A 23196-nucleotide genomic window follows, 5' to 3' on the forward strand; every position below is an offset into this window, starting at 1 on the left:
TCACCAGCGGTAGTGGGCGAAGGCCTTGTTGGACTCCGCCATCTTGTGGGTGTCCTCCCGGCGCTTCACGCTCGCGCCGAGACCGTTGCTCGCGTCGATCAGCTCGTTCATGAGCCGCTCGGTCATCGTCTTCTCACGGCGGCCGCGCGAGTAGGCGACCAGCCAGCGAAGCGCCAGCGTGGTGCTACGGCCGGCGCGAACCTCGATCGGCACCTGGTAGGTGGCGCCACCGACCCGGCGGCTGCGCACCTCCAGCGTCGGCTTGACGTTGTCCAGCGCGCGCTTGAGCGTCACGACCGGGTCGTTGCCGGTCTTCTCACGGGCGCCCTCGAGCGCGCCGTAGACGATCCGCTCGGCGATCGACTTCTTGCCGCTCATCAGCACCTTGTTGACCAGAGAGGTCACCAGCGGCGACCCGTATACCGGGTCGACGACGACAGCGTGCTTGGGAGCGGGCCCTTTGCGCGGCATCAGCCCTTCTCCTTCTTCGCGCCGTAGCGGCTGCGAGCCTGCTTGCGGTTGCGGACACCCTGGGTGTCCAGCGCGCCACGAACGATCTTGTAACGAACGCCCGGGAGGTCCTTCACTCGGCCGCCACGGACCAGGACCATCGAGTGTTCCTGGAGGTTGTGGCCGACACCCGGGATGTACGCGGTGACCTCGATCCCGCTAGACAGCCGGACACGGGCGACCTTGCGCAGCGCCGAGTTCGGCTTCTTCGGGGTGGTCGTGTAGACCCGGGTGCACACGCCACGACGCTGCGGGCTCCCCTTGAGGGCAGGGGTCTTGGTCTTCTCGACCTTGTCCTGCCGGCCCTTGCGGACCAGCTGCTGGATCGTGGGCAACTGCGCTCCCGTTCCTCTTCCGTCGCGGTGCTGTTCTTCTCGCCTGGCGTGCCGGACACCCGAAGACAGCCCACCACCTGGGATTCCAGGTGGCTGGCCGACCCACGAGGTCGGGCGTGTCGCGCCTGCCAGCACGTATCGACCGAGGGCCGATCGTCCTGAGAGGAGCGCGCCTACCCGCTCGTCACCGCGGTCCCGCCGGCATTGGCCGGCGTCCCTTGAGGTGAAGCAGGCCCGATAGTCGCCGACGGCAACCAGCCCGCCGACCGTTCCTGGTCGCGGTTGGCCCGGGGATACCCGTAGGTCACCCGCGCTCCGCGGCCCGCGTCACCTACCCGGGAAGAGATCCCCAGGCAGCGACGCTCGGTCGTCAGTCTGGCGCCACAGCGCCACAACGGGGCGCAGGACACACGCCAGAGCCGCATGGACTCTGGCCACAGGACGCAACATTACTCCACGCCCACGTCAAGTGTCGAACCGGGTGTCATCCGCGCCCACGGCTCTTCTCAGAGCCGCCCGCCGAGCGCCATCGGAGCTGGGGCCGCCTCGCCCGCCGCCTCCAAGATGACCTGCCGAGTCCGGGATGTCCCCCGACTCGCACAGCCGGTCAGTTCGTCGCCGTTGACGTGTCGTGTGCTGGCTATGGGGCCAGCCGCCCGGTTCCGCCGCTACGGCGCCCGCCAGCTCGCGGTGGGTTGCCGATGTCGGTCCTGCGGGAGTCATTGTGCAGCTCTGGCAGGCCGAGTGGGAGTGAAATGACAAGGTTGGTGTTAAGAACCCACCGGCGGTCACCGAGCCTTCGCCCAACGATGACGATGGGAGCGCGCATGGTGAGCACAAATCCCGCGACCCAGGTAGCACCGGACATCAGTGCCAGTACCGGGACCAGCGCGAACGCACCCGCCGACCCGCGCCGCAGGCCGACCCGGGCCGAGCTCGACGCCGCCTACGGACGGGCCGTCCCCGATCTGGTCGCCCCTGGCCTGAAGGTCCTCATCTGCGGGATCAACCCGTCGCTCGCCGCGGGCGCGACCGGCTTCCACTTCGGCGGCACCGCGAACCGGCTGTGGGCGACGCTGCACCAGGCGGGCTTCACCGAACGCCAGCTGCACCCGTCCGAGACGGGCGAGCTGCTCGCCCACGGCATCGGCATCACCAACATCGTCAACCGCGCCACCGCCCGCGCGGACGAGATCCACGACGACGAGATCCGCGCCGGCGTCGGCCGGCTCACGACCACCGTCGAGCGCTACCAGCCCGGTTGGCTGGCCTTCCTGGGCCTCGGCGCCTACCGCGTCGCGTTCGGCCAGAAGAAGGCCCCCGTCGGCCGCCAGCCAGATCACCTCGGCTCGACGGGAGTCTGGCTCCTCCCCAACCCGAGTGGCCTCAACGCCCACTACTCGCTCCCGGCTCTCGTCGAGGCCTACCGCGAGCTCTACGACGTCGCCTACGGGCCTTCCCTTCCGTAGCTAGGTCCATCGAGCCTGGGAGCACTTGGCGCCCCTCCACGTCGCCGTCACGCGGCTTGGCGTCGCACCACCCAATCGGCGAGATCGGTGAGTGGCACCAGCAGGCTCCGCCCCTGGTCGGTGAGGGAGTAGTCGACGGCCGGCGGAACCGTCGGATGGACCGTACGGGCGACCAGCCCGTCGGCCGTCAACGTCTGCAGTGTGCGAGTAAGCATCCGCTGGCTGATCCCGCTGATCCGCCGCCGAAGCTCGTTGAACCGATGCGGCCGCTCTGCCAGCAGCATGAGGACAAGAAGAATCCATTTGTCCCCAAGCAGGCGGACCATCTTCGTCACTGGGCAGGCCTCGTACTCCGCCGACTCGACCTGCTCCGGAAGTTTCACCGTGAGCGCCGTGGCGAGCCGAGCGGCGGTCACATCCGTGTTCCCAGCTGACATGAAAGTGCCTTCTTCCAGATCCTGCGCGCGGCGGTCAGGGTTGGCTTCCGACGAAGCTACGTGGGAGGCAACATGGGTTCGACGGGCACACTGCTGGTACTGGGCGCGGGACCGGGCCTGGGGATGTCCGTGGCCCGCCGGTTCGGCGGGGCGGGATACGCGGTCGGCCTGGTCTCACGCGGCGCCGACCGCCACGACGGCTATCTGACCGACCTCGGACGCGCGGGCGTGCACGCGTTCGCGACAGCCGCGGATGCCCGCGACCCCGGCCAGTTGCACCATGCTCTCGACGTGGTGGAGTCCGCGCTCGGCCCGATCGACGTCCTCTATTGCGGCCCCGGCGCCGACAACCCGGCGGCCTATCCTGTCGACATTCTCCAGACCGGACCTGGGGATGTCCTCGAGGCGGTCGCGGCGGCCGTGAGCCCCGCTGTCGAGGCCACGAACTACCTGCTGCCAGCCATGACCAAGCGTGGAACCGGCGCGCTGGTGTACGTGACGGGCCTGAGCGCCGTGGTACCCCTGCCGTTCCTCGGCCCGCTCGCTCCCGCGTCGGCGGCGCTGCGGACGTACGCCCTGACGGTCGCCGAGGCGGTGGCCCCACGCGGTATCCAGGCCGGCGCCCTTGTCGTTGGCGGCCTCATCGAGCGTGGCGACATCCACCGACTGGCCACGGCGGCCGCCCCGGACGGGGCATATCCGACCCTCGACCCCGACGACCTGGCCGACGCCGTCTGGCGGATCGCCATCGACGGCGAGCGCGAGATCGTCGCCAGCGCGTTGCCGGTTTCGGGTACCTGATCTCCATCGAGGCAGGCGAAATTGGGCCGGAAAGCGTGGTCGCGGCCCAATTTCACCTGCCTCGGTACGCCGACCCGTGCTTCTCCCTGGCGTCGGCGCCCGATGCTATTTGCTGTCCAGCTTCTCGATGACCACGGTCCGATAGGGCGCTGCCAGGCGGGACAGATCGTCGGGATCGCCCGTCAGCACTACCCCACCGCCAACCTCGACCGCCGCTGCGACAGCATGGGCGTCCGCAAGGTATTCAGAACCGACGCGCGCTTCCGCGAGGATCGCCCCAACGAGGCGGGCGAGCCCCCGGTCGGTATCGCGCAGCAGCAGAGCGGCTGACTCACGCGCCAGCATCGCATCCAGAGCACGGTTGCGGCCGGCGCCTCGATAGAGCTCGGCGAGTGTCACGGTAGGAACGACGACGTCACGGCCGAGTCGCTCGGCCGCCGTCATCGCGCGTCGGACGGCGAGCCGTGCCGGATGCCGCTCCTGAATGAGCGCGTTGATCGCCTCCGCGTCGAGTACGACGTTCACCGAACGGGACCGCGCCGCGCAGCCGGCTGGTCGGCATCGTCGGCCGGACCGCCCAACAGCCGCATATACCGCGCGATCTCCTCCTCGTCCTCGGCGGTGTCGAGCGGGCCATCCTGCTCGTCGAGACGCTCCAGCAGAGTCCGCAAGGCCCGCCGCCGACGGCGGCGGGCCAGCTCGTCCCGGAGCACCAGGTTGACCTCCGCCGACAGGCTCTCGCCGCCGGACTCCACCTCCGCGACGAGGTCCGCGTCGAGCGTCAGCGAGACCTTCCGCTTCGCGGGCTGAGGCTGAGGTTCTCGGATCACGATCTAATCCTACCCCCATCCTCCTTCAGTCCTACCTCCAGCAGGGCGCGGCGGTACACCTGGCCCTACCAGGGCGAACGCCCGGCCCGGAATCGATCATCCGCCTCCGAGAGGTAGCGCAAGCCACCCATCATGCTAACTAGCAGTTAGTTAGCATGATCTCTTGAGGTCCGGTCAGACGGTTGGGACGGTGCCACCGTCGATGACGTACTCGGCACCGTTGATCGACTGGGCCCGGTCGGAGACCACGAACGCCACCAGTTCAGCCACCTCCTCGGGCCGGGCCGGGCGGCCGATCGGAATGCCGCCCAGAGAGTCCATGAGCCGTCCGAGCGCGGCGTCACGGTCGATACCCGCGACGCGCGCGAGGCGGCCGACGAGCGCCTCGGCGCTGTCGGTCTGGATGAACCCAGGCGCCACGACGTTCACCCGCACACCCCGTGGCCCGACCTCGTTCGCCAGTCCCTTGCTGTACGTGGTGAGCGCCGCCTTCGCTGCGGCGTAACCAAGGGTGGCGTCGTACAACGGCATCCGTCGCTGGATGGACGACACATGCACGACGGCGCCGCGGCCAGCATTGATCATCGCGGGCAGTAGCGCCCGGTCGAGACGCACGGCCGCGAGAAGGTTGAGATCCAGTTCCTCTCGCCAGTCGTCGTCGCTGAGCGCCGCGAAGCCACCGGGACTCGCGTGCGAGCCACCAAGGGAGTTGACCAGAATGTCTACGGCCCCCAGTCGCTCGCCTACCCGGTTGACCACCGCGCGCACACCCTCAGGCGTGCTGAGATCGGCGGCCACGAAAAGGCTCGGATCCGGGTGCCCGTCGGGGATCGCCCGCGCGGTGGTGAGCACGGTCGCCCCGGCCGCGGCGAGGCGCGCCACGATCGCCCCACCGGCGCCCCGGCTCCCACCGGTCACCAGCGCCCGCCGCCCCGCGAGCGAGTCGCCGATGACCGTCATCGCGGCCTGGACCGTCATCGCGGCCCGGTCTCGTTGAGGAGGAGCGCGAACGGCGCGGGGGGCGCCGTATGGGTAGACGTGGTCATCAGGACCTCCTCGGTGGCGCCGGCAGCGGCGCCCCGGTGCGGCGCCTGTCCTGCGGGGACATGGGCTACCGTCGGGCCTCCCCCGCAGGGAGAGTCAAAGCGCGTTCCGCGACCCGTCCGAGTTGCCCCTCCCCCCGGGGGGAGGGCGCAGAGTGCGGCCATGCGCACTGCCCTGACCATCGGCGACTTCTCGCGGATCACACACCTGAGCGTGAAGATGCTCCGCCGCTATCACGAGGCAGGGCTCCTGGAACCGGATGAGGTCGACGAGTCGACCGGCTACCGCTATTACTCGACCGAGCAGGTGCCCACCGCCCAGGTGATCCATCGTTTCCGCGAACTCGACATGCCCGTCCAGGAGATCAAGAAGATCCTCTCCACCTCCGACCCGGAGACGAGAAGCGCCCTGATCGCCGGGCACCTGGCGCGGCTAGAGCGTCAGCTGGACGCGACCCGCGCCGCTGTGACCTCGCTGCGTCGCCTCCTGGATCCCGCGTCGCCACCGCTCCAGGTCCAGCTACGGGCATCGGCCGCGATCACGACCGCCGCGATCCGGGCGACGGTGGCTCACGACGAGATCCTGCCGTGGTACGACGGCGCGATGGCCGAGCTCGCGACGGCGCTGGCGGCCGTGGGGCTCGCCTCTTCGGGGCCCCCCGGCGGTCTGTACGACGACGCTCTGTTCACCGACGAGCGGGGCTCCGCGGCCGTCTACCTGCCGGTCGCCGGGACACCGCCGACCAGCGGCCGGGTGACACCGTTCGTCGTACCGGCCGCCGAGCTCGCCGTGACGGTGCACCGCGGGCCGCACGATGACATCGACGTGACCTACGGCGCTCTCGGCAGGTACGTGACCGAGCAGGCGCTCGGCGTCGCCGGTCCCGTGCGCGAGGTCTACCTCGTCGGCCCGCGCGACACGGACGACGAGACAGCCTGGCGCACCGAGATCGGCAGACCTGTCTTCCGGACCTCCACAACCTGAGCGTCCCGAACGCCGACGGCGGGCGCCCCCGAGGGGACGCCCGCCGTCGTTCGTGCGGCCGGGGTTACCGGTTATTACCGACTACCGGTAGTCGCGGCTGCCGAAGTCGAACTCATCGAGCGGGACGGCCTGGCCGGTGCCGGTGCCGAAGGCGCCGTACTCGACCGTGCCGGCGTCGTCGAAGCCGCCGACCGTGTACATCGCGGCCCGCGCCTCCTCGGTCGGCTCGACCCGGATGTTGCGGTACCGCGGAATGCCGGTACCGGCCGGGATGAGCTTGCCGATGATGACGTTCTCCTTCAGGCCGACCAGCGAGTCCGACCGGGCGTTGATCGCCGCGTCGGTGAGCACCCGGGTGGTCTCCTGGAAGGAGGCCGCCGACAGCCACGACTCGGTGGCCAGCGAGGCCTTGGTGATGCCCATGAGCACCGGCCGGGCCGACGCCGGCTGGCCGCCGGACTCGACGACGCGCCGGTTCTCGCCCTCGAACCTCGCCCGCTCGACCAGCTCGCCCGGCAGCAGCGTCGTCTCACCCGACTCGAGCACGTTCACCCGCTTGAGCATCTGGCGAACGATGATCTCGATGTGCTTGTCGTGGATCGACACACCCTGCGACCGGTAGACCTCCTGCACCTGCTCGACCAGGTGGATCTGCACCTGGCGCGGGCCGAGGATGCGCAGCACCTCGTGCGGGTCGACGGCACCGTCGATGAGCTTGGTGCCCACCTCGATGTGCTCGCCCTCGGCGACCCGCAGGCGCGAACGCCGCGGCACCGGGTAGGCGATCTCCTCGGAGCCGTCGTCGGGGACGACGACGACCTTGAAGGTCTTCTCCGTCTCCTCGATCTTGATCCGGCCGACGACCTCGCTGATCGGGGCCTTGCCCTTGGGGCTACGGGCCTCGAACAGCTCGACCACTCGCGGCAGACCCTGCGTGATGTCGTCGCCGGCGACGCCGCCGGCGTGGAACGTACGCATGGTCAGCTGGGTGCCCGGCTCACCGATCGACTGGGCGGCGACGATGCCGACCGCCTCGCCGACGTCGACGAGCTTGCCGGTCGCGAGCGACCGGCCGTAGCACTGGGCACACACGCCGCGGCGCGACTCGCAGGTCAGCGCCGAGCGAACCCGGACCGTCTCGATCCCGGCCTCGAGCAGCTGGCCGATGACGACGTCGCCCAGGTCGGCGCCCGCGGGCACGATGACCTCGCCGCCGACGTCGACGGCGTCCGCCGCCAGCGTCCGCGCGTAGGCCGAGGTCTCCGCGTACCTGTCACGCACCAGCTCGCCCGTCTGGGCGCTCTTGGTCGCGATCCGGGTCAGCACGCCGCGCTCGGTGCCGCAGTCGTCGTCACGGACGATGACGTCCTGGCTCACGTCGACGAGCCGGCGGGTCAGGTAGCCGGAGTCGGCGGTCCGCAGCGCGGTGTCGGCGAGGCCCTTGCGGGCGCCGTGCGTGGAGATGAAGTACTCCAGCACGGACAGGCCCTCGCGGAAGTTCGCCTTGATCGGCCGCGGGATGATCTCACCCTTCGGGTTGGAGACCAGGCCACGCATGCCGGCGAGCTGACGGATCTGCATCATGTTTCCGGCCGCGCCGGAGTTGACCAGCGTCGCGACCGGGTTGGTCGGCGGGAAGTGGTCCTCCATCGCCTTCGCGACCTCGCTCGTCGCGTTGGTCCAGATCTGGACCAGCTCGCTGCGGCGCTCGTCGTCGGAGAGGAAACCGCGCTCGAACTGCTTCTGGACCTTCTCGGCGAGGTCCTCGTACTTGCTGAGGATCTCGGTCTTGTTCGGCGGCGCGATGACGTCCTCGATCGCGACGGTCACGCCGGACCGGGTGGCCCAGTAGAAACCGGCGCTCTTGAGCGCGTCCAGCGTCGCCGCGACCTGGGCCTTCGGGTACCGCTCGGCCAGGTCGTTGACGATCGCGGCCTGGTCCCGCTTGTGCAGCAGCGCGTTGATGAACGGGTAGCCCTCTGGCAGCGCCTCGTTCAGCAGGCAGCGCCCGAAGGTCGTGTCCAGCGTGAACGGGTCGCCGGGGATCCAGTCCGCCGGCGCCTCCCACTCGGTCGGCGGCGTGTGGTCGCGCAGCCGGACCTTGATCTGCGCCTGCAGCTCGATCTCGCGCGCGTCGTAGGCCATCTGCGCCTCGGCGACGCTCGAGAAGAACCGCCCCTCACCGACGAGGCCCGTCGAGGTCCGGGACAGGTGGAACACCCCGGTGACCATGTCGAGGCTCGGCATGGCCAGCGGACGACCGGACGCCGGCGAGAGGATGTTGTTGCTCGACAGCATCAGGATCCGGGCCTCGGCCTGCGCCTCGGCGGACAGCGGCAGGTGCACCGCCATCTGGTCGCCGTCGAAGTCCGCGTTGAACGCGGTGCAGACCAGCGGGTGGATCTGGATGGCCTTGCCCTCGACCAGCTGCGGCTCGAAGGCCTGGATGCCGAGGCGGTGCAGCGTCGGTGCCCGGTTCAGCAGCACCGGGTGCTCGGTGATGACCTCCTCGAGCACGTCCCACACGACCGGCCGCGCGCGCTCCACCATCCGCTTCGCGGACTTGATGTTCTGCGCGTGGTTGAGGTCGACCAGCCGCTTCATCACGAACGGCTTGAACAGCTCCAGCGCCATCTGCTTGGGCAGGCCGCACTGGTGCAGCTTCAGCTGCGGGCCGACGACGATGACCGAACGGCCGGAGTAGTCGACGCGCTTGCCGAGCAGGTTCTGGCGGAACCGGCCCTGCTTGCCCTTGAGCATGTCCGACAGCGACTTGAGCGGACGGTTGCCGGGCCCGGTGACGGGGCGGCCGCGGCGGCCGTTGTCGAACAGCGCGTCGACGGCCTCCTGCAGCATCCGCTTCTCGTTGTTGACGATGATCTCGGGCGCACCGAGGTCGAGAAGCCGCTTGAGCCGGTTGTTCCGGTTGATGACCCGGCGGTAGAGGTCGTTCAGGTCCGACGTCGCGAACCGACCACCGTCGAGCTGCACCATCGGGCGCAGGTCCGGCGGGATGACCGGGACGCAGTCGAGCACCATCCCCATTGGGGAGTTGCGGGTGTTCAGGAACGCCGAGACGACCTTGAGCCGCTTGAGCGCGCGAGCCTTCTTCTGGCCCTTGCCGGTGCGGATCGTCTCCCGCAGCGACTCGGCCTCGGCCTCGAGGTCGAAGTCGGCGAGGCGGCGCTGCAGCGCCTCCGCGCCCATGCCGCCGTCGAAGTACTGGCCGAACCGGTCGCGCAGCTCGCGGTAGAGCAGCTCGTCCGGCTCCAGGTCCTGGACCTTCATGCCCTTGAAGCGGTCGAAGACCCGGTCCAGCTCGTCGATCTTGCGCTGGGCGCGGTCGCGGATCTGGCGCATCTCGCGCTCGGCCGACTCCCGCACCTTGCGGCGCGCGTCACCCTTGGCGCCCTCGGCCTCGAGCTGGGCCAGGTCGGACTCCAGCTTGCGCTGGCGAGCCTCGACGTCGGCGTTCTTGCGGTCCTCCATGCCCTGCTTCTCGACGCCGATACGGGCCTCGAGGGTCGGCAGGTCACGGTGGCGCGCGTCGACGTCCACCTTGGTGATCATGTAGGCGGCGAAGTAGATGACCTTTTCCAGGTCCTTCGGCGCCAGGTCCAGCAGGTAGCCGAGCCGGCTCGGCACACCCTTGAAGTACCAGATGTGGGTGACCGGGGCGGCCAGCTCGATGTGCCCCATCCGCTCACGGCGCACCTTCGCGCGCGTGACCTCGACGCCGCAGCGCTCGCAGATGATGCCCTTGAACCGGACCCGCTTGTACTTACCGCAGTAGCACTCCCAGTCCCGGGTCGGACCGAAGATCTTCTCGCAGAAGAGCCCGTCCTTCTCCGGCTTGAGGGTGCGGTAGTTGATGGTCTCCGGCTTCTTGACCTCGCCGTGCGACCACTGGCGGATGTCGTCCGCGGTGGCCAGGCCGATGCGCAGCTCGTCGAAGAAGTTGACGTCCAGCAAGACTGTCGCCTGCTCTCTCTTTCTCAGTCGGGACGCTCAGTCGGGTCAGCGGGTGCCGGCCGGGCCGCCCAGGTAAGCGGGCGGCCCGGCCAGACCGTTAGACCTCTTCGACGCTGCTCGGCTCACGCCTCGACAGGTCGATCCCAAGCTCCTCCGCCGCCCGGAACACGTCCTCGTCGGTGTCGCGCATCTCGATCTGAACGCCGTCACTGGAAAGCACCTCGACGTTCAGGCACAGCGACTGCATTTCCTTGATGAGCACCTTGAAGGACTCGGGAATCCCGGGCTCCGGGATGTTCTCACCCTTGACGATCGCCTCGTAGACCTTGACCCGGCCGTGGACGTCGTCGGACTTGATCGTCAGCAGCTCCTGCAGGGCGTAGGCGGCGCCGTACGCCTCCAGCGCCCACACCTCCATCTCGCCGAACCGCTGGCCACCGAACTGCGCCTTACCACCCAGCGGCTGCTGCGTGATCATCGAGTAGGGGCCGGTCGAGCGAGCGTGGATCTTGTCATCGACGAGGTGCAGGAGCTTGAGGATGTAGATGTAGCCGACCGCGACGGGGTACGGGTACTGCTCACCGGTGCGGCCGTCGAACAGCTTGGCCTTGCCGGATGCCCCGATCAGCTGGACGCCGTCCCGGTTCGGGAGGGTGGAGTCCAGCAGGCCGGTGATCTCTTCCTCGCGGGCACCGTCGAACACCGGAGTGGCGACGTTCTGGCCCGGGTTGGCAGCGTCCGCGCCGATGGTGCGCAGCCGCTCCTTCCACTCTTCCTTGCCGGCGTCGACCTGCCAGCCGGTCTTGGCGACCCACCCGAGGTGGGTCTCCAGGATCTGGCCGATGTTCATACGCCGCGGCACACCGTGCGGGTTGAGCACGACGTCGACGGGCGTGCCGTCCTCCAGGAACGGCATGTCCTCCTGCGGCATGATCTTGGCGATGACGCCCTTGTTGCCGTGGCGGCCGGCGAGCTTGTCACCGTCGGTGATCTTCCGCTTCTGGGCGACGTAGACCCGGACCAGCTCGTTCACGCCGGGCGGGAGCTCGTCGCCGTCCTCGCGGGAGAACACCCGGACGCCGATGACCTTGCCGGACTCACCGTGCGGCACCTTCAGTGAGGTGTCCCGGACCTCCCGGGCCTTCTCGCCGAAGATCGCGCGCAGCAGCCGCTCCTCCGGGGTCAGCTCGGTCTCGCCCTTGGGGGTGACCTTGCCGACCAGCACGTCGCCGGGGTTCACCTCGGCGCCGATCCGGATGATCCCCCGCTCGTCGAGGTCGGCGAGGACCTCCTCGGCGACGTTCGGGATGTCGCGGGTGATCTCCTCCGGGCCGAGCTTCGTGTCCCGGGCGTCGACCTCGTGCTCCTCGATGTGGATCGAGGAGAGGACGTCGTCCTGGACGAGCCGCTGCGAGAGGATGATCGCGTCCTCGTAGTTGTGCCCCTCCCACGGCATGAAGGCGACCAGCAGGTTCTTGCCGAGCGCCATCTCGCCGTTGTCGGTGCACGGGCCGTCCGCGATCACCTGGCCGGACTCGACGCGGTCACCCTCGTCGACGATCGGCTTCTGGTTGATGCAGGTGCCCTGGTTGGAGCGGCGGAACTTCGCCAGCCGGTAGGTGCGGCGGGTGCCGTCGTCGTGCATGACGGTGATGTAGTCCGCGGACAGGTCCTCGACCACGCCGGCCTGCTGACAGACGACGACATCGCCGGCGTCCTTGGCCGCGCGGGCCTCCATGCCGGTGCCGACCAGCGGCGACTCCGAGCGCAGCAGCGGCACGGACTGCCGCTGCATGTTCGAGCCCATGAGCGCGCGGTTGGCGTCGTCGTGCTCGAGGAACGGGATCATGGCGGTCGCGACCGACACCATCTGGCGCGGCGAGACGTCCATGTAGTCGACCTCGTCGGGCGGGATGAACTCGACCTCGCCGCCCTTCCGGCGCACCAGCACCCGGTCCTCGGCGAAGGAGCCGTCCCCGGTCAGCGGGGCGTTCGCCTGGGCGACGACGTGCCGGTCCTCCTCGTCCGCGGTCAGGTAGTCGATCTGGTCGGTGACCCGGCCGGCGACGACCTTGCGGTACGGGGTCTCGACGAAGCCGAACGGGTTGACCCGCGCGAACGTCGACAGCGAGCCGATGAGGCCGATGTTCGGGCCTTCCGGCGTCTCGATCGGGCACATCCGGCCGTAGTGGCTCGGGTGCACGTCGCGGACCTCCATGCCGGCCCGCTCACGGGACAGACCGCCGGGGCCGAGCGCCGAGAGGCGGCGCTTGTGGGTCAGGCCGGCCAGCGGGTTGGTCTGGTCCATGAACTGGGACAGCTGGCTGGTGCCGAAGAACTCCTTGATGGAGGCGACGACCGGCCGGATGTTGATCAGGGTCTGCGGCGTGATCGCCTCGACGTCCTGAGTGGTCATCCGCTCGCGGACGACCCGCTCCATCCGGGCGAGGCCGAGCCGCACCTGGTTCTGGATCAGCTCGCCGACCGTGCGCAGCCGCCGGTTGCCGAAGTGGTCGATGTCGTCCACTTCGTACGCCGGGTCGATGCCCTCGTGGAGCTTCACGACGTACTCGATCGTGCGGACGACGTCTTCCTCGGTGAGCACGCCCACCGGGCCCTCGACGTGCAGGCCCAGCTTCTTGTTCACCTTGTAACGGCCGACCTTGGCGAGGTCGTAGCGCTTCGGGTTGAAGAACAGGTTCTCCAACAGCGTCTGCGCGGACTCACGCGTCGGCGGCTCGCCAGGGCGCAGCTTGCGGTAGATGTCGAGCAGCGCGTCGTCCTGGCCGGCGGTGTGGTCCTTCTCCAGCGTGACGCGCATCGACGGGTAGTCGCCGAAGCGCTCGAGGATGCGCGCCTCGTCCCAGCCGAGCGCCTTGAGCAGCACGGTGACGGACTGGCGCCGCTTGCGGTCGATGCGGACACCGACCGTGTCCCGCTTGTCGATCTCGAACTCCAGCCAGGCACCCCGCGACGGGATGACCTTGCAGGAGAAGAGGTCCTTGTCGGACGTCTTGTCGAGCGACTTCTCGAAGTACACGCCGGGCGAGCGGACGAGCTGGCTGACGACCACCCGCTCGGTTCCGTTGATGACGAACGTGCCCTTCGGGGTCATGAGCGGGAAGTCGCCCATGAACACGGTCTGGCTCTTGATCTCACCGGTGGTGTTGTTGGTGAACTCGGCGGTGACGAACATCGGCGCCGAGTACGTCATGTCCTTGTCCTTGCACTCCTCGACGGAGTACTTGGACGGCTCGAACCGGTGATCCCGGAACGAAAGGGACATGGAACCGGAGAAGTCCTCGATCGGAGAGATCTCCTCAAAGACCTCCTCCAGACCCGAGGTGAGGGGAACATCGTCACGGCCGGCGTCGATGGACTCCTGGACCCTCTCCTGCCAGGTATCACTGCCGATCAGCCAGTCGAACGACTGCGTCTGTAGGGCGAGAAGGTCCGGGACCTCGAGGGGTTCGACGATCTTGGCGAACGAGATGCGGGAGGCGGAGCGCGAGGCGGCCAAGGTGGTCCTTCCGGGGGCCTGGCGTCGGGCGGGAGACGCCGAGGAGCCGTCGGGGTGGTCAGGTGATCAGTGTCTCGCCGCGTTTACACGCGGCGCCAGCGGGGTAGTGCGCAACTCGTCTCTGTGGTGACCGTCACGCCAGATCGATTCGAACGCCGGGACCGTCAGACGTGTTCCGTCGGTCCCGGTCGCGCGAGGCGCGGCACCAGGAGGTCCGAAGTCGTCTGAGGGCGGGCGTCGGAGCCCGCCGGGCCGGCTGACACCGGCAGGCGGGACGAACTAGCTGGGCGGTTCTCTCGTGGATGGGCGGGCAAGGACCACACCGGCTTGTAGCCGGCACGATCACGCTGGCCCCTTTTCGCCGCACAGAGCCCACCAGACCAGGTCCCACGGGTACGCGAGCCCACCGGCCCGAACATGCGGCGGCGGGGCGTGGCTTCAGTGGCTCCGCGGGATGAGTACCGGCGGATCCACCACGGCTGGCGGGAACGAGTCTGAGCGGCTCAGTGCAACGAAAAGGACAGCGCAAACTAGCAGTGTAGCCCTAGGCCGCACTGCTGACAAGCCCCGTCGTCATGTCCGTTGTGCACTACTTTCGCGCTGCTCACTGTCTGCCGCTGACCTGCCGTGTGCCCGCCGCTCCCGCCTTTCCTGTCCGCCCGTCGGCCGCGCGCCCGTCTGACGCCCACGGCCCTCCGGCCACCGCCACGCTGTGTCGCCATCGTGAGGTCGTCGCGGCCAGCCGACCCCAGGGCCCCAGAGCCCTGGATCGACCGGCCACCCGACGCACCGGCTGGTCGGCTGGGTTGCCCCGATGGGAGATACCCTGCCCGACTTCACCAGATCACGGCGGTGGTCCGCCAAATGATGGAACTCCGTTGTTGGGGATCGAGTCAACCCCTCAGACGGACCCCATGTGCGGGTAGTTACCGTTCTGCCGCCCCCGCCGGGCTGCAACCGTGTCGTCCCGATGTCACACCGGGCCGGCAACGCCCGGCCATCTGGCCTGTCCCCAGCCCTACGCCGAGCGTCCCACCAGCATCGGACACCCTGGCGGCCGCGGCCACTCCGGAGGACTGGCGGTGCGCGCCAGCCCGCTGTGCGCTGAACGCCGAATGCGTTCCCTGTGGTTCCGGGCCGAGGCCACCTGGCGGTGGCCGGCCTTGTCGTGGGCCGGTGCGAGGGACCCGGGGCGCCGGGCTGATGCGCCGTCCCCGGCGGGCGCCCGGCCCGACGGACCGTAACGCATCTCGCCAGAGGCAGGCCACAACCAGGTCGGCGCGGCGGCGGCCCCGCCGGGGTTCCCGCCGGATCGGTGGAGGTTGCGGGGCCGATCCGGCGGGTCCGGGACTCTTCGCGCCCCGGACATCCCAGCAGACCTGCCAGATCACGACCTCCCAGATCGGCTTCGCCAATCCGGCAGGGACCCCGTTCGCCGATCTGGCAGGGGACCCCGGCTTCGTGATCCGACAGGCACCCGGCCGGGCACCGCCTGCCAGGCGCGCAGCGCCCTCCCTGGTGGCACTTCGTCGGTTGGCTGTGGCTGGTCGGTCGCGGTTCGTGCGAGGCGTGGCAGCTGCCCGTTGGGGTGGGTCTACGTGCGGAGACAGGTGGAATTGGGGCGAAAGCGCGGTCGAGGCCCCAATGTTGGCTGCCTCGACGAAGACCGGGTGCCGAGGATGGTGGTCATTGGCTCCCGGCGGTCCCGCCCAGGCCGGCCGCACGAAGTCACGGCCAGGCCAACTCTCGTGGACCTTTGCTGACGAGGCCTGGAAGCCCGTCTGCATACCCAGTTTGTGATCTTCGACGCGCCCAGGAGCTGTGCCGCCGGAAGATCGCGGGCTGGGTATGCACAAGTTGGACAAACCGGGCCACGGTGCGCCAGTTCGCATACCCACTCGACAATCATGGGGTGGATCTCGGCCGTCGCGGCCCGGTGATCGCCAGTTGTGTATGGGGACTGCGCCCGGCTGCCGGCGAAAGCCGTTCCCGAAGATCCGCGGGAAAGCCTGTCGGGCGCGCAGCGCCTCCCCAGCCGGTTCCGGGCTGATGTATTTGGCGGTGGCTGGGCTGATTCCGGGCTGACGACGTGGTTGTGCTGACGCTGCGCTGATGCGCCGTCGACGGGCACGGATCAGACGGGGAAAGCACGAAGCGAGCCCGGTGGCGGGGCCACCGGGCTCGCTTCGTCGCACGGCCAGAGCGGCCGCGCGGGTGCTACTTGACGGTGACCTTGGCGCCGGCGCCCTCGAGGGCCGCCTTGGCCTTGTCCGCCGCCTCCTTGGTGGCCTTCTCCAGGACCGGCTTCGGCGCGCCGTCCACGAGGTCCTTGGCCTCCTTGAGGCCCAGGCTCGTCAGGGCGCGGACCTCCTTGATGACCTGGATCTTCTTGTCGCCAGCGGCCTCGAGGATGACGTCGAACTCGTCCTTCTCCTCCTCGGCCGGGGCAGCCTCGCCGCCGCCACCCGGGCCCGCGACGGCCGCGACGGCGACCGGGGCGGCGGCGGTGACGCCGAAGGTGTCCTCGAACTGCTTCACGAACTCGGACAGCTCGAGCAGCGTCATCTCCTTGAACGCGTCGAGCAGGTCGCCTGTCGAGAGCTTCGCCATGATGGCGGTTCCTTCCTGTTCTGTGACTTGGATCGTCGTGGTGCGGTCCGGCGGCCGGGCCGCATGGTCTGGCCGCCGTCGCGGGTGATACCTGGCTGGCTTGTCGCCGGCCGGGACGGCTACTCGACGGAGACGGCCTCGGCAGGCGTCTCGGCCGAAGCCTCGGCGGCGCCACCGGCCTCCGCCTCGCGCTTGGCGCGCAGCGCCTCGGCGAGCCGGGCAGCCTGCGACAGCGGCGCGGCGAACAGGCCGACGGCCTTGGCCAGCGAGCCGTTCATGGCGCCGGCCAGCTTGGCCAGCAGGACCTCGCGGGACTCGACGTCGGCGAGCTTGCGGATGTCGTCAGCCGACATCGCCTTGCCCTCGACGAAGCCGCCCTTGACGACCAGGGCCGGGTTCGCGCGGGCGAAGTCCCGAAGGCCCTTGGCCGCCTCGACCGGGTCGCCGCCGACGAACGCGACGGCGGTCGGCCCGACGAGCAGCTCGTCGATGCCGGTCACGCCGGCCCGCTCGGCAGCGATCTTGGTGAGGGTGTTCTTGACGACCGCGTACTTGGTGCTGGCGCCCAGCGACCGGCGCAGCTCAGTGATCTGGCTGACGGTCATGCCGCGGTACTCGGTCAGGACGGCCGCGGTGGAGCCACGGAACTGGTCGGTGATCTCCGCCACGGCGGCGCTCTTCTCAGGGTTCGCCATCGGGCTCCTTGTGGGGAACGGTGCCGGCCGTACCCGAAAGCCCCTCGAGAAACGACGAACGCCCCGGCGCAGGCGCTCGGGGCGGGATTCCGTACTCGCGGGGCTGGCACCTGGTGGGCCCGCCGCCTCGGCGTACGGTTCGCGTCCGTCACCTGCGCGGGCCGCCCGGACGTGTCTCCGGGACCTTCGGTCGTCCTCCCCGGCGGAGCGGGCGGACGGCGACCAGCGGTCTGTGGTGTGGAACTACTACCAATACTACAGCTCCCAAACCACACACCGGTGGCGCCCGGCCGCATCCCTCAAACCACACACCGGTCACGCCCGGTACAGCTCTCAAACCACACATGCTTTGCCGGTCAGAGCAGAAGGTTGTTTCTGGTTCGCTCCGTCCGGGCGGCGCGCTCCGGCCCCTTACTCGCTTCGCTCCCAAGGGACCTCCGCGCGCCGTCCTCCTCCGCTCACGGGCGCTCCGGCGACCTCGCTGCGGCCCGACCCACCTCGCTTCGCTCGTGGGCCGGGCCTCCGCGAGGCACGCCTCCGCGCCCGCACGGTCGCCTACCGCTGAACGTCACCAAACCAAAGCAGGCTCGTCCGTCGGGCCACTTCGCTTCGCTCGTGGCGGGTCTCCCGGCCAGGGTGATTACGTGACCCGCCGAACGGGACGAGCCGTGCCGGTCTAAGACCGGCACGGCTCGGCGCGCGTATCAGGAGGTAGGCCCCAGGGGGCGGGCGGCTCAGCTCGCGGCCGCGTCCTCCAGGAGGTTGCGGGTGCGGTTCGGGTCGACCGAGATGCCGGGGCCCATGGTGGTGGCGATGGTGATCTTCTTCAGGTAGCGGCCCTTGGCCGCGGACGGCTTCACTCGCACGATCTCGTCGAGCGCGACGCCGTAGTTCTCGACGAGCTGCTGCGCGGTGAAGTTCGTCTTCCCGATGACGATGTGCAGGTTGTTCTGCTTGTCGATCTTGAAGTTGATCTTACCGCCCTTGATCTCCTTGACCACCTTCGTGACGTCGAGCGTCACGGTGCCGGTCTTGGGGTTGGGCATCAGGCCACGCGGGCCGAGGATCCGGGCGATCCGGCCGACCTTGGCCATCTGGTCGGGGGTCGCGACGGCGGCGTCGAAGTCCAGGAAGCCCTCCTGGATCCGGGCCACCAGGTCGTCGCTGCCGACGACGTCCGCGCCGGCCGCCTGCGCCTCGGCGGCCTTCTCACCGGCGGCGAACACCACGACCCGCGGCGACTTGCCGGTGCCGTGCGGCAGGTTCACCGTGCCACGGACCATCTGGTCGGCCTTGCGGGCGTCGACGCCGAGCCGGAAGGCGACCTCGACGGTCGCGTCGAACTTGGTGGCCGACGTCTCCCTCGCGAGGTTCGCGGCCTCCAGCGGGCTGTACAGCTTCTCCGGGTCGATCTTCTCGGCCGCCGCCCGGTATGCCTTGCTGCGCTTCATTGCTTCTCCTCGTGGTCCTGGCGGGCCCCCCAGGCAGACGCCTGGCGCCCTCCCACCGGTGGGACTGGCTGCCTTTGCCGTACCGCCGTGCTCTCGCCCGGCCTACTTCTCGACGACGATGCCCATGGAGCGGGCGGTGCCGGCGATGATCTGCTCCGCGGCCTCGATGGTGGTGGCGTTGAGGTCGGGCATCTTCATCGTGGCGATCTCGCGCAGCTGCGTCGCGTTCAGCTTCGCCACCTTGTCACGGTGCGGCGTCGCGCTGCCCTTGTCGACACCGGCGGCCTTGAGGATCAGCCTCGCGGCCGGCGGGGTCTTGGTGACGAAGGTGAACGAGCGGTCGTCGTAGACCGTGATCTCGACCGGCACGACGTTGCCGACCTGCGACTCGGTCGCCGCGTTGTACTGCTTGACGAACTCCATGATGTTGACGCCATGCTGGCCGAGCGCCGGGCCCACCGGGGGCGCTGGGGTGGCCTTGCCGGCGTTGATCTGGAGCTTGATCACCGCAGTGATCTTCTTCTTCTTGGGAGGCATCTCGTTCTTCCTGAACTTTCGGTGGCCCAGCCCGGCGGCCCACCGGGACGGATCAGATCTTCGCGACCTGGTTGAACTGCAGCTCGACCGGCGTCTCGCGGCCGAAGATGGAGACCAGCACCTTCAGCCGCTGGGCATCCGTGTTGATCTCGCTGATGGTCGCCGGCAGCGTCGCGAACGGCCCATCCATCACGGTGACGGACTCGCCGACCTCGAACTCCTGCACCTTGACCGTCTCGACCTTCTTCTCCTTCTTCGCCACCGGGGCGAGGATGGAGAGCACCTCCTCCTTGCGCAGCGGGGAGGGCTTGTTGGTCAGGCCGACGAACCCGGTCACGCCGGGGGTGTTGCGCACAGCGGACCAGGACTGGTCGGTCAGGTCCATCCGGACGTAGATGTAGCCCGGGTACTTCTTCTGCAGGACCAGCTGGCGCTTGCCGTTCTTGACGACCGGCACCTCCTCGAGCGGCACCTCGATCTGGAAGATGAAGTCCTCCATGTTGAGGCTGGAGATCCGGGTCTCGAGGTTGGTCTTGACCTTGTTCTCGTAGCCCGCGTACGAGTGGATCACGTACCACTCGCCGGGTGCGTCCTCGAGAGCTCGACGCAGCTCGTCGGCGTCGTCCTCGTCATCGGCGGCGGCGACGCTGGCGGAGCTGGGGGTGGCAGGCGAGCCGGCGGTCAGGCCGGCCGGCGCGGCGGCCGTGTCGTCCTCATCCGGCGCGGCGCCGGCGTCCGTGCTCGCCACCTCGTCGTTCTCGAACGCCGCGAGCGGGCTGAGACTGTCGAGAGCCTCCCCCTGCTCGGAGGCGGCATGCTCGGGAGACTGGGACACGCGGACGATCCTTACTCGTGTGGTCGCCCGCGGAGCACGTTCGGTTACGTGCGCCTCCGGGCGGATGCGCTGGCTCGTGGCTTTGACTCGGACCTTGACTCGGACTTCGCGGCTCGTACTTGTCGGTGCTGGCGGGCTGACGCTGGCGGAGCGACCGTCTGACCCACATCCAGTAGTACCCCGACTCGCGCGAGGCACCGGCCCGACCGGTCACGGTCGAACCTCCGCGCCCGCCCTTCCGAGCCGGTCGGCACCGGCCACGGACCGCCAGCACCGCCGCATCCGGCGGGCACGGACCGGTCAGCCGAAGATCTGGAGCACCAGCTTCGTGAGGCCGAAGTCGAGGGAGGCCACGATCGCGGTCATCACGGACACGAAGATGAGCACGACCACCACGTAGGTGATCAGCTCAGTCCGGCTCGGATAGACGACCTTCCGCAGCTCCGCCACGACCTCGCGGTAGAACCGCAACGGTGTCGTACGACGCCGGCCGCTCGCCCGCGCGGGCTGCTTGGCCCGCGGGGCCGCGTCAGTGTCGGTCGCCGCCACAGCTCTTCACCACTCTCGATCGTCTGACCTGCGCAGGGGCGACAGGACTCGAACCTGCAACCGCCGGTTTTGGAGACCGGTGCTCTACCAATTGAGCCACGCCCCTTGGAGCTACCCGGGCCTGACTCCGCCTGGTAACTACTCGCGCTGCCTGGCTACCAGCGGTTAGCTACCAGCAGGCGCGCACGTACACCGGCGATGACGGCCCGAGCGGATCGAGCATACCCCCTGGAGGCGAGCAGGCCCCGCCTGGCTCACACGAGGCTCCCAACATCTCTGGCAGCATGGTCGCCATGAGCAGGATCTCGCGCCGCATCGGCGGCATCGCCCCATCCGCCACTCTCGCCGTCGACGCCACCGCCAAGGCGCTGCGCGCCGCGGGCCGCGACGTGATCGGGTTCGGCGCGGGCGAGCCCGACTTCCCGACCCCGGACCACATCGTGGCCGCCGCGGAGAAGGCATGCCGGGACGTGAAGATGCACCACTACACCCCGGCCGGCGGCCTGCCCGAGCTGAAGGAGGCCGTCGCCGAGAAGACCCGCCGCGACTCGGGCCTCGCCGTCGAGCCGAGCCAGGTGCTCATCACCAACGGCGGCAAGCAGGCCGTCTACGAGGCGTTCGCGACCCTGCTGGACCCGGGCGACGAGGTGCTGCTGCCCGCCCCGTACTGGACCACCTACCCGGAGGCGATCCGGCTCGCCGGCGGCGTGCCGGTCGACGTCGTCACCGGCCCCGAGCAGGGCTACCGGGTGACCGTCGAGCAGTTGGAGGCCGCGCGCACGCCGCGCACGAAGGTCCTGCTGTTCTGCTCGCCGTCGAACCCGACCGGCGCGGTGCACAGCCCCGAGGAGGTGCGCGCGATCGGCCAGTGGGCCGTCGAGGCCGGCCTCTGGGTGGTCACCGACGAGATCTACGAGCACCTGGTGTACGGCGACGCGCGGTTCACGTCGCTGCCGGTCGAGGTGCCCGAGATCGCCGACCGGTGCGTGGTGCTCAACGGAGTGGCCAAGACCTACGCGATGACGGGTTGGCGGGTCGGCTGGCTGATCGGCCCGGCGGACGTCGTGAAGGCGGCTTCGAACCTGCAGTCGCACCTGACGTCGAACGTCGCGAACGTCTCCCAGGTGGCGGCGCTGGCCGCCGTCGCCGGCCCGCTGGACGCGGTGGCCGAGATGCGCAAGTCCTTCGACCGGCGCCGGCTCGCCATGCACGGGATGCTCAGCGACATTCCCGGCGTGCGCTGCCCGCTGCCGGAGGGCGCCTTCTACGCCTACCCATCCCTGCGGGACGTCGTCGGCCGGACGATCCGTGGCAGGACGCCGGCGTCGTCGAACGAGCTCTGCCAGGTGATCCTCGAGGAGGTCGGGGTGGCGATCGTCCCCGGCGAGGCCTTCGGCACCCCCGGCTACGCCAGGCTTTCGTACGCCCTCGGCGACGACGACCTCGCCGAGGGTGTGCGCCGCATCGCCACCCTCCTGGGCGAAGCGGTCTGAGACCGCCCCCGCGACGGGCGGTCCGCGCCCGTCGCGGGGCAGGTTCTCCGCGTCTTCCCCACGTCCGCTTCTCCAGGTCCGCCCGCCGGCCGCTGAGCCTCGCCGGCCGTGGGGCCGGTTCGTCAGGCGAGCTGGACCTTGGCCTTGGCCGCCATGAGGACCTTCGCCCCGTCGCAGCGGACGGTCAGGTTCACGACCACGACGTTGTCGGGAAGCTTCTTCTCGACGGTGGCACGAACCTCGACGAGGGCACCGGTGTCGCCGCCCGGAACGACCACCGGCGACGAGAACTTGACGCCGTACTCGCGGATCGCGCCCGGGTCGCCCGCCCAGTCGCTGACGACGCGGCCCGCGGTCGCCATCGTCAGCATGCCGTGCGCGATCACGCCCGGCAGGCCGACCTCGGCCGCGATCTTCTCGTTCCAGTGGATCGGGTTGAAGTCGCCGGAAGCGCCGGCGTACCGGACCAGATCCGCGCGCCGGATCGGAAAGTCCCTCGCGGGCAGCTCCGCACCGACCTCGACCTCGTCGTACCGGACAAGCGCGACCCGAGCGGCTCCGCCGGACACCTCGGCCGCGCCCACCGCGCCGGCCGGCGCCCCGACGCGCACCGGGCCCGCGTTCGGGTCGGCGGTGCCGCGGGACACCAGCCCGCACAGACCGGTCGCCACCAGCTCACCACCGCTCGTGCGGAACTCGTAGCCCGCGGTCAGCACCTCGTTGGTCGCGACGGTCCGCAGCCCGGTGAGGGTGGTCACCGCGGTCAGCTCGTCGCCGGCGACCACCGGGCGCAGCAGGGTGAACCGCTGCTCGCCGTGCACGATCAGCGAGAAGTCCATGCCGAACGCCGGGTCGTCGACCGGCAGGCCCAGCTGTCCCGGGATGGCGGCCACCAGGAAGGTCGGCGGCGCCACCAGGTCCGGGTAGCCAGCGGTCCGTGCCGCCGCCAGGTCGTGGTGAAGCGGGTTGGGGTCCCCGATCGCCCGCGCGAACTGCCGAATGTGCTCGCGGCCGACCAGAAAAGGCCGTGCGGCGGCGAACTCGCGCCCGACAAACGCCTGGCTCAGCGGCATGAACGGCTCCGATCCACAAGGTGTCCCGGCTCTGACCGGGACGACCATCCC

At 69.6% G+C, this 23196-nt stretch carries 19 protein-coding genes, 1 tRNA gene and 1 pseudogene; 4 read left to right on the forward strand and 17 right to left on the reverse strand.

Going from position 1 to position 23196, the window contains the following annotated elements; genetic code table 11:
• Together rpsG and rpsL are read right to left on the reverse strand one after the other, a co-directional pair.
• Complete coding sequence (gene rpsG / locus FRCN3DRAFT_RS0201705) at positions 1 to 471, reverse strand: 30S ribosomal protein S7 (protein WP_007514811.1); 471 nt, start codon at positions 469 to 471, stop codon at positions 1 to 3.
• Positions 471 to 845 (reverse strand): 30S ribosomal protein S12, encoded by a 375-nt coding sequence (gene rpsL, locus FRCN3DRAFT_RS0201710; protein ID WP_007514810.1) that lies wholly within the window; start codon positions 843 to 845, stop codon positions 471 to 473. Before rpsL ends, rpsG begins: the two co-directional genes overlap by 1 nt.
• An 827-nt stretch (positions 846 to 1672) precedes the next feature.
• On the opposite strand from rpsL, the gene mug reads away from it, so the two are divergent.
• Complete coding sequence (mug, locus tag FRCN3DRAFT_RS0201715) at positions 1673 to 2314, forward strand: G/U mismatch-specific DNA glycosylase (RefSeq protein ID WP_007514808.1); 642 nt, start codon at positions 1673 to 1675, stop codon at positions 2312 to 2314.
• 47 nt (positions 2315 to 2361) lie between these two features.
• On the opposite strand, the gene FRCN3DRAFT_RS0201720 is transcribed toward mug, so the two are convergent.
• On the reverse strand, positions 2362 to 2751 hold the full coding sequence (locus tag FRCN3DRAFT_RS0201720) for a winged helix-turn-helix transcriptional regulator (protein WP_007514807.1): 390 nt from the start codon (positions 2749 to 2751) through the stop codon (positions 2362 to 2364).
• A gap of 72 nt (positions 2752 to 2823) precedes the next feature.
• On the opposite strand from FRCN3DRAFT_RS0201720, the gene FRCN3DRAFT_RS0201725 reads away from it, so the two are divergent.
• The gene (locus FRCN3DRAFT_RS0201725) at positions 2824 to 3552 is read left to right on the forward strand and encodes an SDR family NAD(P)-dependent oxidoreductase (protein WP_007514806.1); all 729 of its coding nucleotides are present in this window, start codon (positions 2824 to 2826) and stop codon (positions 3550 to 3552) included.
• Positions 3553 to 3657: 105 nt separating this feature from the next.
• Here the strand turns inward: FRCN3DRAFT_RS0201725 and FRCN3DRAFT_RS0201730 are convergent, their stop codons facing one another.
• The 3 genes from FRCN3DRAFT_RS0201730 to FRCN3DRAFT_RS0201740 all read right to left on the reverse strand — a co-directional run bounded on the left by FRCN3DRAFT_RS0201730 (position 3658) and on the right by FRCN3DRAFT_RS0201740 (position 5360).
• Positions 3658 to 4077, reverse strand: coding sequence for a PIN domain-containing protein (locus FRCN3DRAFT_RS0201730; RefSeq protein ID WP_007514805.1), 420 nt, complete (start codon positions 4075 to 4077; stop codon positions 3658 to 3660).
• Complete coding sequence (locus FRCN3DRAFT_RS0201735) at positions 4074 to 4382, reverse strand: type II toxin-antitoxin system CcdA family antitoxin (RefSeq protein ID WP_007514804.1); 309 nt, start codon at positions 4380 to 4382, stop codon at positions 4074 to 4076. Before FRCN3DRAFT_RS0201735 ends, FRCN3DRAFT_RS0201730 begins: the two co-directional genes overlap by 4 nt.
• Positions 4383 to 4556: 174 nt before the next feature.
• The gene (locus FRCN3DRAFT_RS0201740; protein ID WP_007514803.1) at positions 4557 to 5360 is read right to left on the reverse strand and encodes an SDR family oxidoreductase; all 804 of its coding nucleotides are present in this window, start codon (positions 5358 to 5360) and stop codon (positions 4557 to 4559) included.
• A gap of 228 nt (positions 5361 to 5588) precedes the next feature.
• Between FRCN3DRAFT_RS0201740 and FRCN3DRAFT_RS0201745 the strand changes: the two genes are divergently transcribed.
• Positions 5589 to 6410 carry a MerR family transcriptional regulator gene (locus tag FRCN3DRAFT_RS0201745; protein ID WP_007514802.1) on the forward strand — a complete coding sequence of 274 codons (822 nt, stop codon included), beginning with the start codon at positions 5589 to 5591 and terminating at the stop codon, positions 6408 to 6410.
• 81 nt (positions 6411 to 6491) lie between these two features.
• On the opposite strand, the gene FRCN3DRAFT_RS0201750 is transcribed toward FRCN3DRAFT_RS0201745, so the two are convergent.
• From FRCN3DRAFT_RS0201750 to FRCN3DRAFT_RS0201790, 9 genes are all read right to left on the reverse strand, one after another.
• Entirely contained in the window at positions 6492 to 10382 is a 3891-nt protein-coding gene (locus tag FRCN3DRAFT_RS0201750; protein ID WP_007514800.1) for a DNA-directed RNA polymerase subunit beta', read from the reverse strand.
• A gap of 97 nt (positions 10383 to 10479) precedes the next feature.
• Positions 10480 to 13902, reverse strand: a complete 3423-nt coding sequence (gene rpoB / locus FRCN3DRAFT_RS0201755) for a DNA-directed RNA polymerase subunit beta (protein ID WP_007514799.1) — start codon at positions 13900 to 13902, stop codon at positions 10480 to 10482.
• Positions 13903 to 16119: 2217 nt separating this feature from the next.
• Positions 16120 to 16512 (reverse strand): 50S ribosomal protein L7/L12, encoded by a 393-nt coding sequence (gene rplL / locus FRCN3DRAFT_RS0201760; protein ID WP_007514797.1) that lies wholly within the window; start codon positions 16510 to 16512, stop codon positions 16120 to 16122.
• A gap of 119 nt (positions 16513 to 16631) precedes the next feature.
• Positions 16632 to 17207 (reverse strand): 50S ribosomal protein L10, encoded by a 576-nt coding sequence (gene rplJ, locus FRCN3DRAFT_RS0201765; protein WP_007514796.1) that lies wholly within the window; start codon positions 17205 to 17207, stop codon positions 16632 to 16634.
• A 734-nt stretch (positions 17208 to 17941) separates the two neighbouring features.
• On the reverse strand, positions 17942 to 18658 hold the full coding sequence (gene rplA / locus FRCN3DRAFT_RS0201770; protein ID WP_007514795.1) for a 50S ribosomal protein L1: 717 nt from the start codon (positions 18656 to 18658) through the stop codon (positions 17942 to 17944).
• Between the two features lie 102 nt (positions 18659 to 18760).
• Positions 18761 to 19195, reverse strand: a complete 435-nt coding sequence (gene rplK, locus FRCN3DRAFT_RS0201775) for a 50S ribosomal protein L11 (RefSeq protein WP_007514794.1) — start codon at positions 19193 to 19195, stop codon at positions 18761 to 18763.
• A 52-nt stretch (positions 19196 to 19247) separates the two neighbouring features.
• Positions 19248 to 20030, reverse strand: a complete 783-nt coding sequence (gene nusG / locus FRCN3DRAFT_RS0201780) for a transcription termination/antitermination protein NusG (RefSeq protein ID WP_007514793.1) — start codon at positions 20028 to 20030, stop codon at positions 19248 to 19250.
• 300 nt (positions 20031 to 20330) lie between these two features.
• Entirely contained in the window at positions 20331 to 20579 is a 249-nt protein-coding gene (gene secE, locus FRCN3DRAFT_RS0201785; protein ID WP_007514792.1) for a preprotein translocase subunit SecE, read from the reverse strand.
• Between the two features lie 33 nt (positions 20580 to 20612).
• Positions 20613 to 20685 (reverse strand) — tRNA-Trp (locus FRCN3DRAFT_RS0201790).
• A gap of 178 nt (positions 20686 to 20863) precedes the next feature.
• Between FRCN3DRAFT_RS0201790 and FRCN3DRAFT_RS0201795 the strand changes: the two genes are divergently transcribed.
• Positions 20864 to 22072 carry a pyridoxal phosphate-dependent aminotransferase gene (locus FRCN3DRAFT_RS0201795; RefSeq protein WP_007514790.1) on the forward strand — a complete coding sequence of 403 codons (1209 nt, stop codon included), beginning with the start codon at positions 20864 to 20866 and terminating at the stop codon, positions 22070 to 22072.
• A gap of 122 nt (positions 22073 to 22194) precedes the next feature.
• Here FRCN3DRAFT_RS0201795 and FRCN3DRAFT_RS55765 read toward each other — a convergent pair whose 3' ends face one another.
• On the reverse strand, positions 22195 to 22719 hold the full coding sequence (locus tag FRCN3DRAFT_RS55765; protein WP_342435647.1) for a MaoC family dehydratase: 525 nt from the start codon (positions 22717 to 22719) through the stop codon (positions 22195 to 22197).
• Positions 22696 to 23145, reverse strand: a pseudogene (locus FRCN3DRAFT_RS55770) (FAS1-like dehydratase domain-containing protein); the annotation flags it as partial. The gene FRCN3DRAFT_RS55765 and the pseudogene FRCN3DRAFT_RS55770, both read right to left, overlap by 24 nt.
• Positions 23146 to 23196 lie beyond the last annotated feature (51 nt).

This window comes from Pseudofrankia saprophytica, from assembly GCF_000235425.2.
GTDB classification, from domain to species: domain Bacteria; phylum Actinomycetota; class Actinomycetes; order Frankiales; family Frankiaceae; genus Pseudofrankia; species Pseudofrankia saprophytica.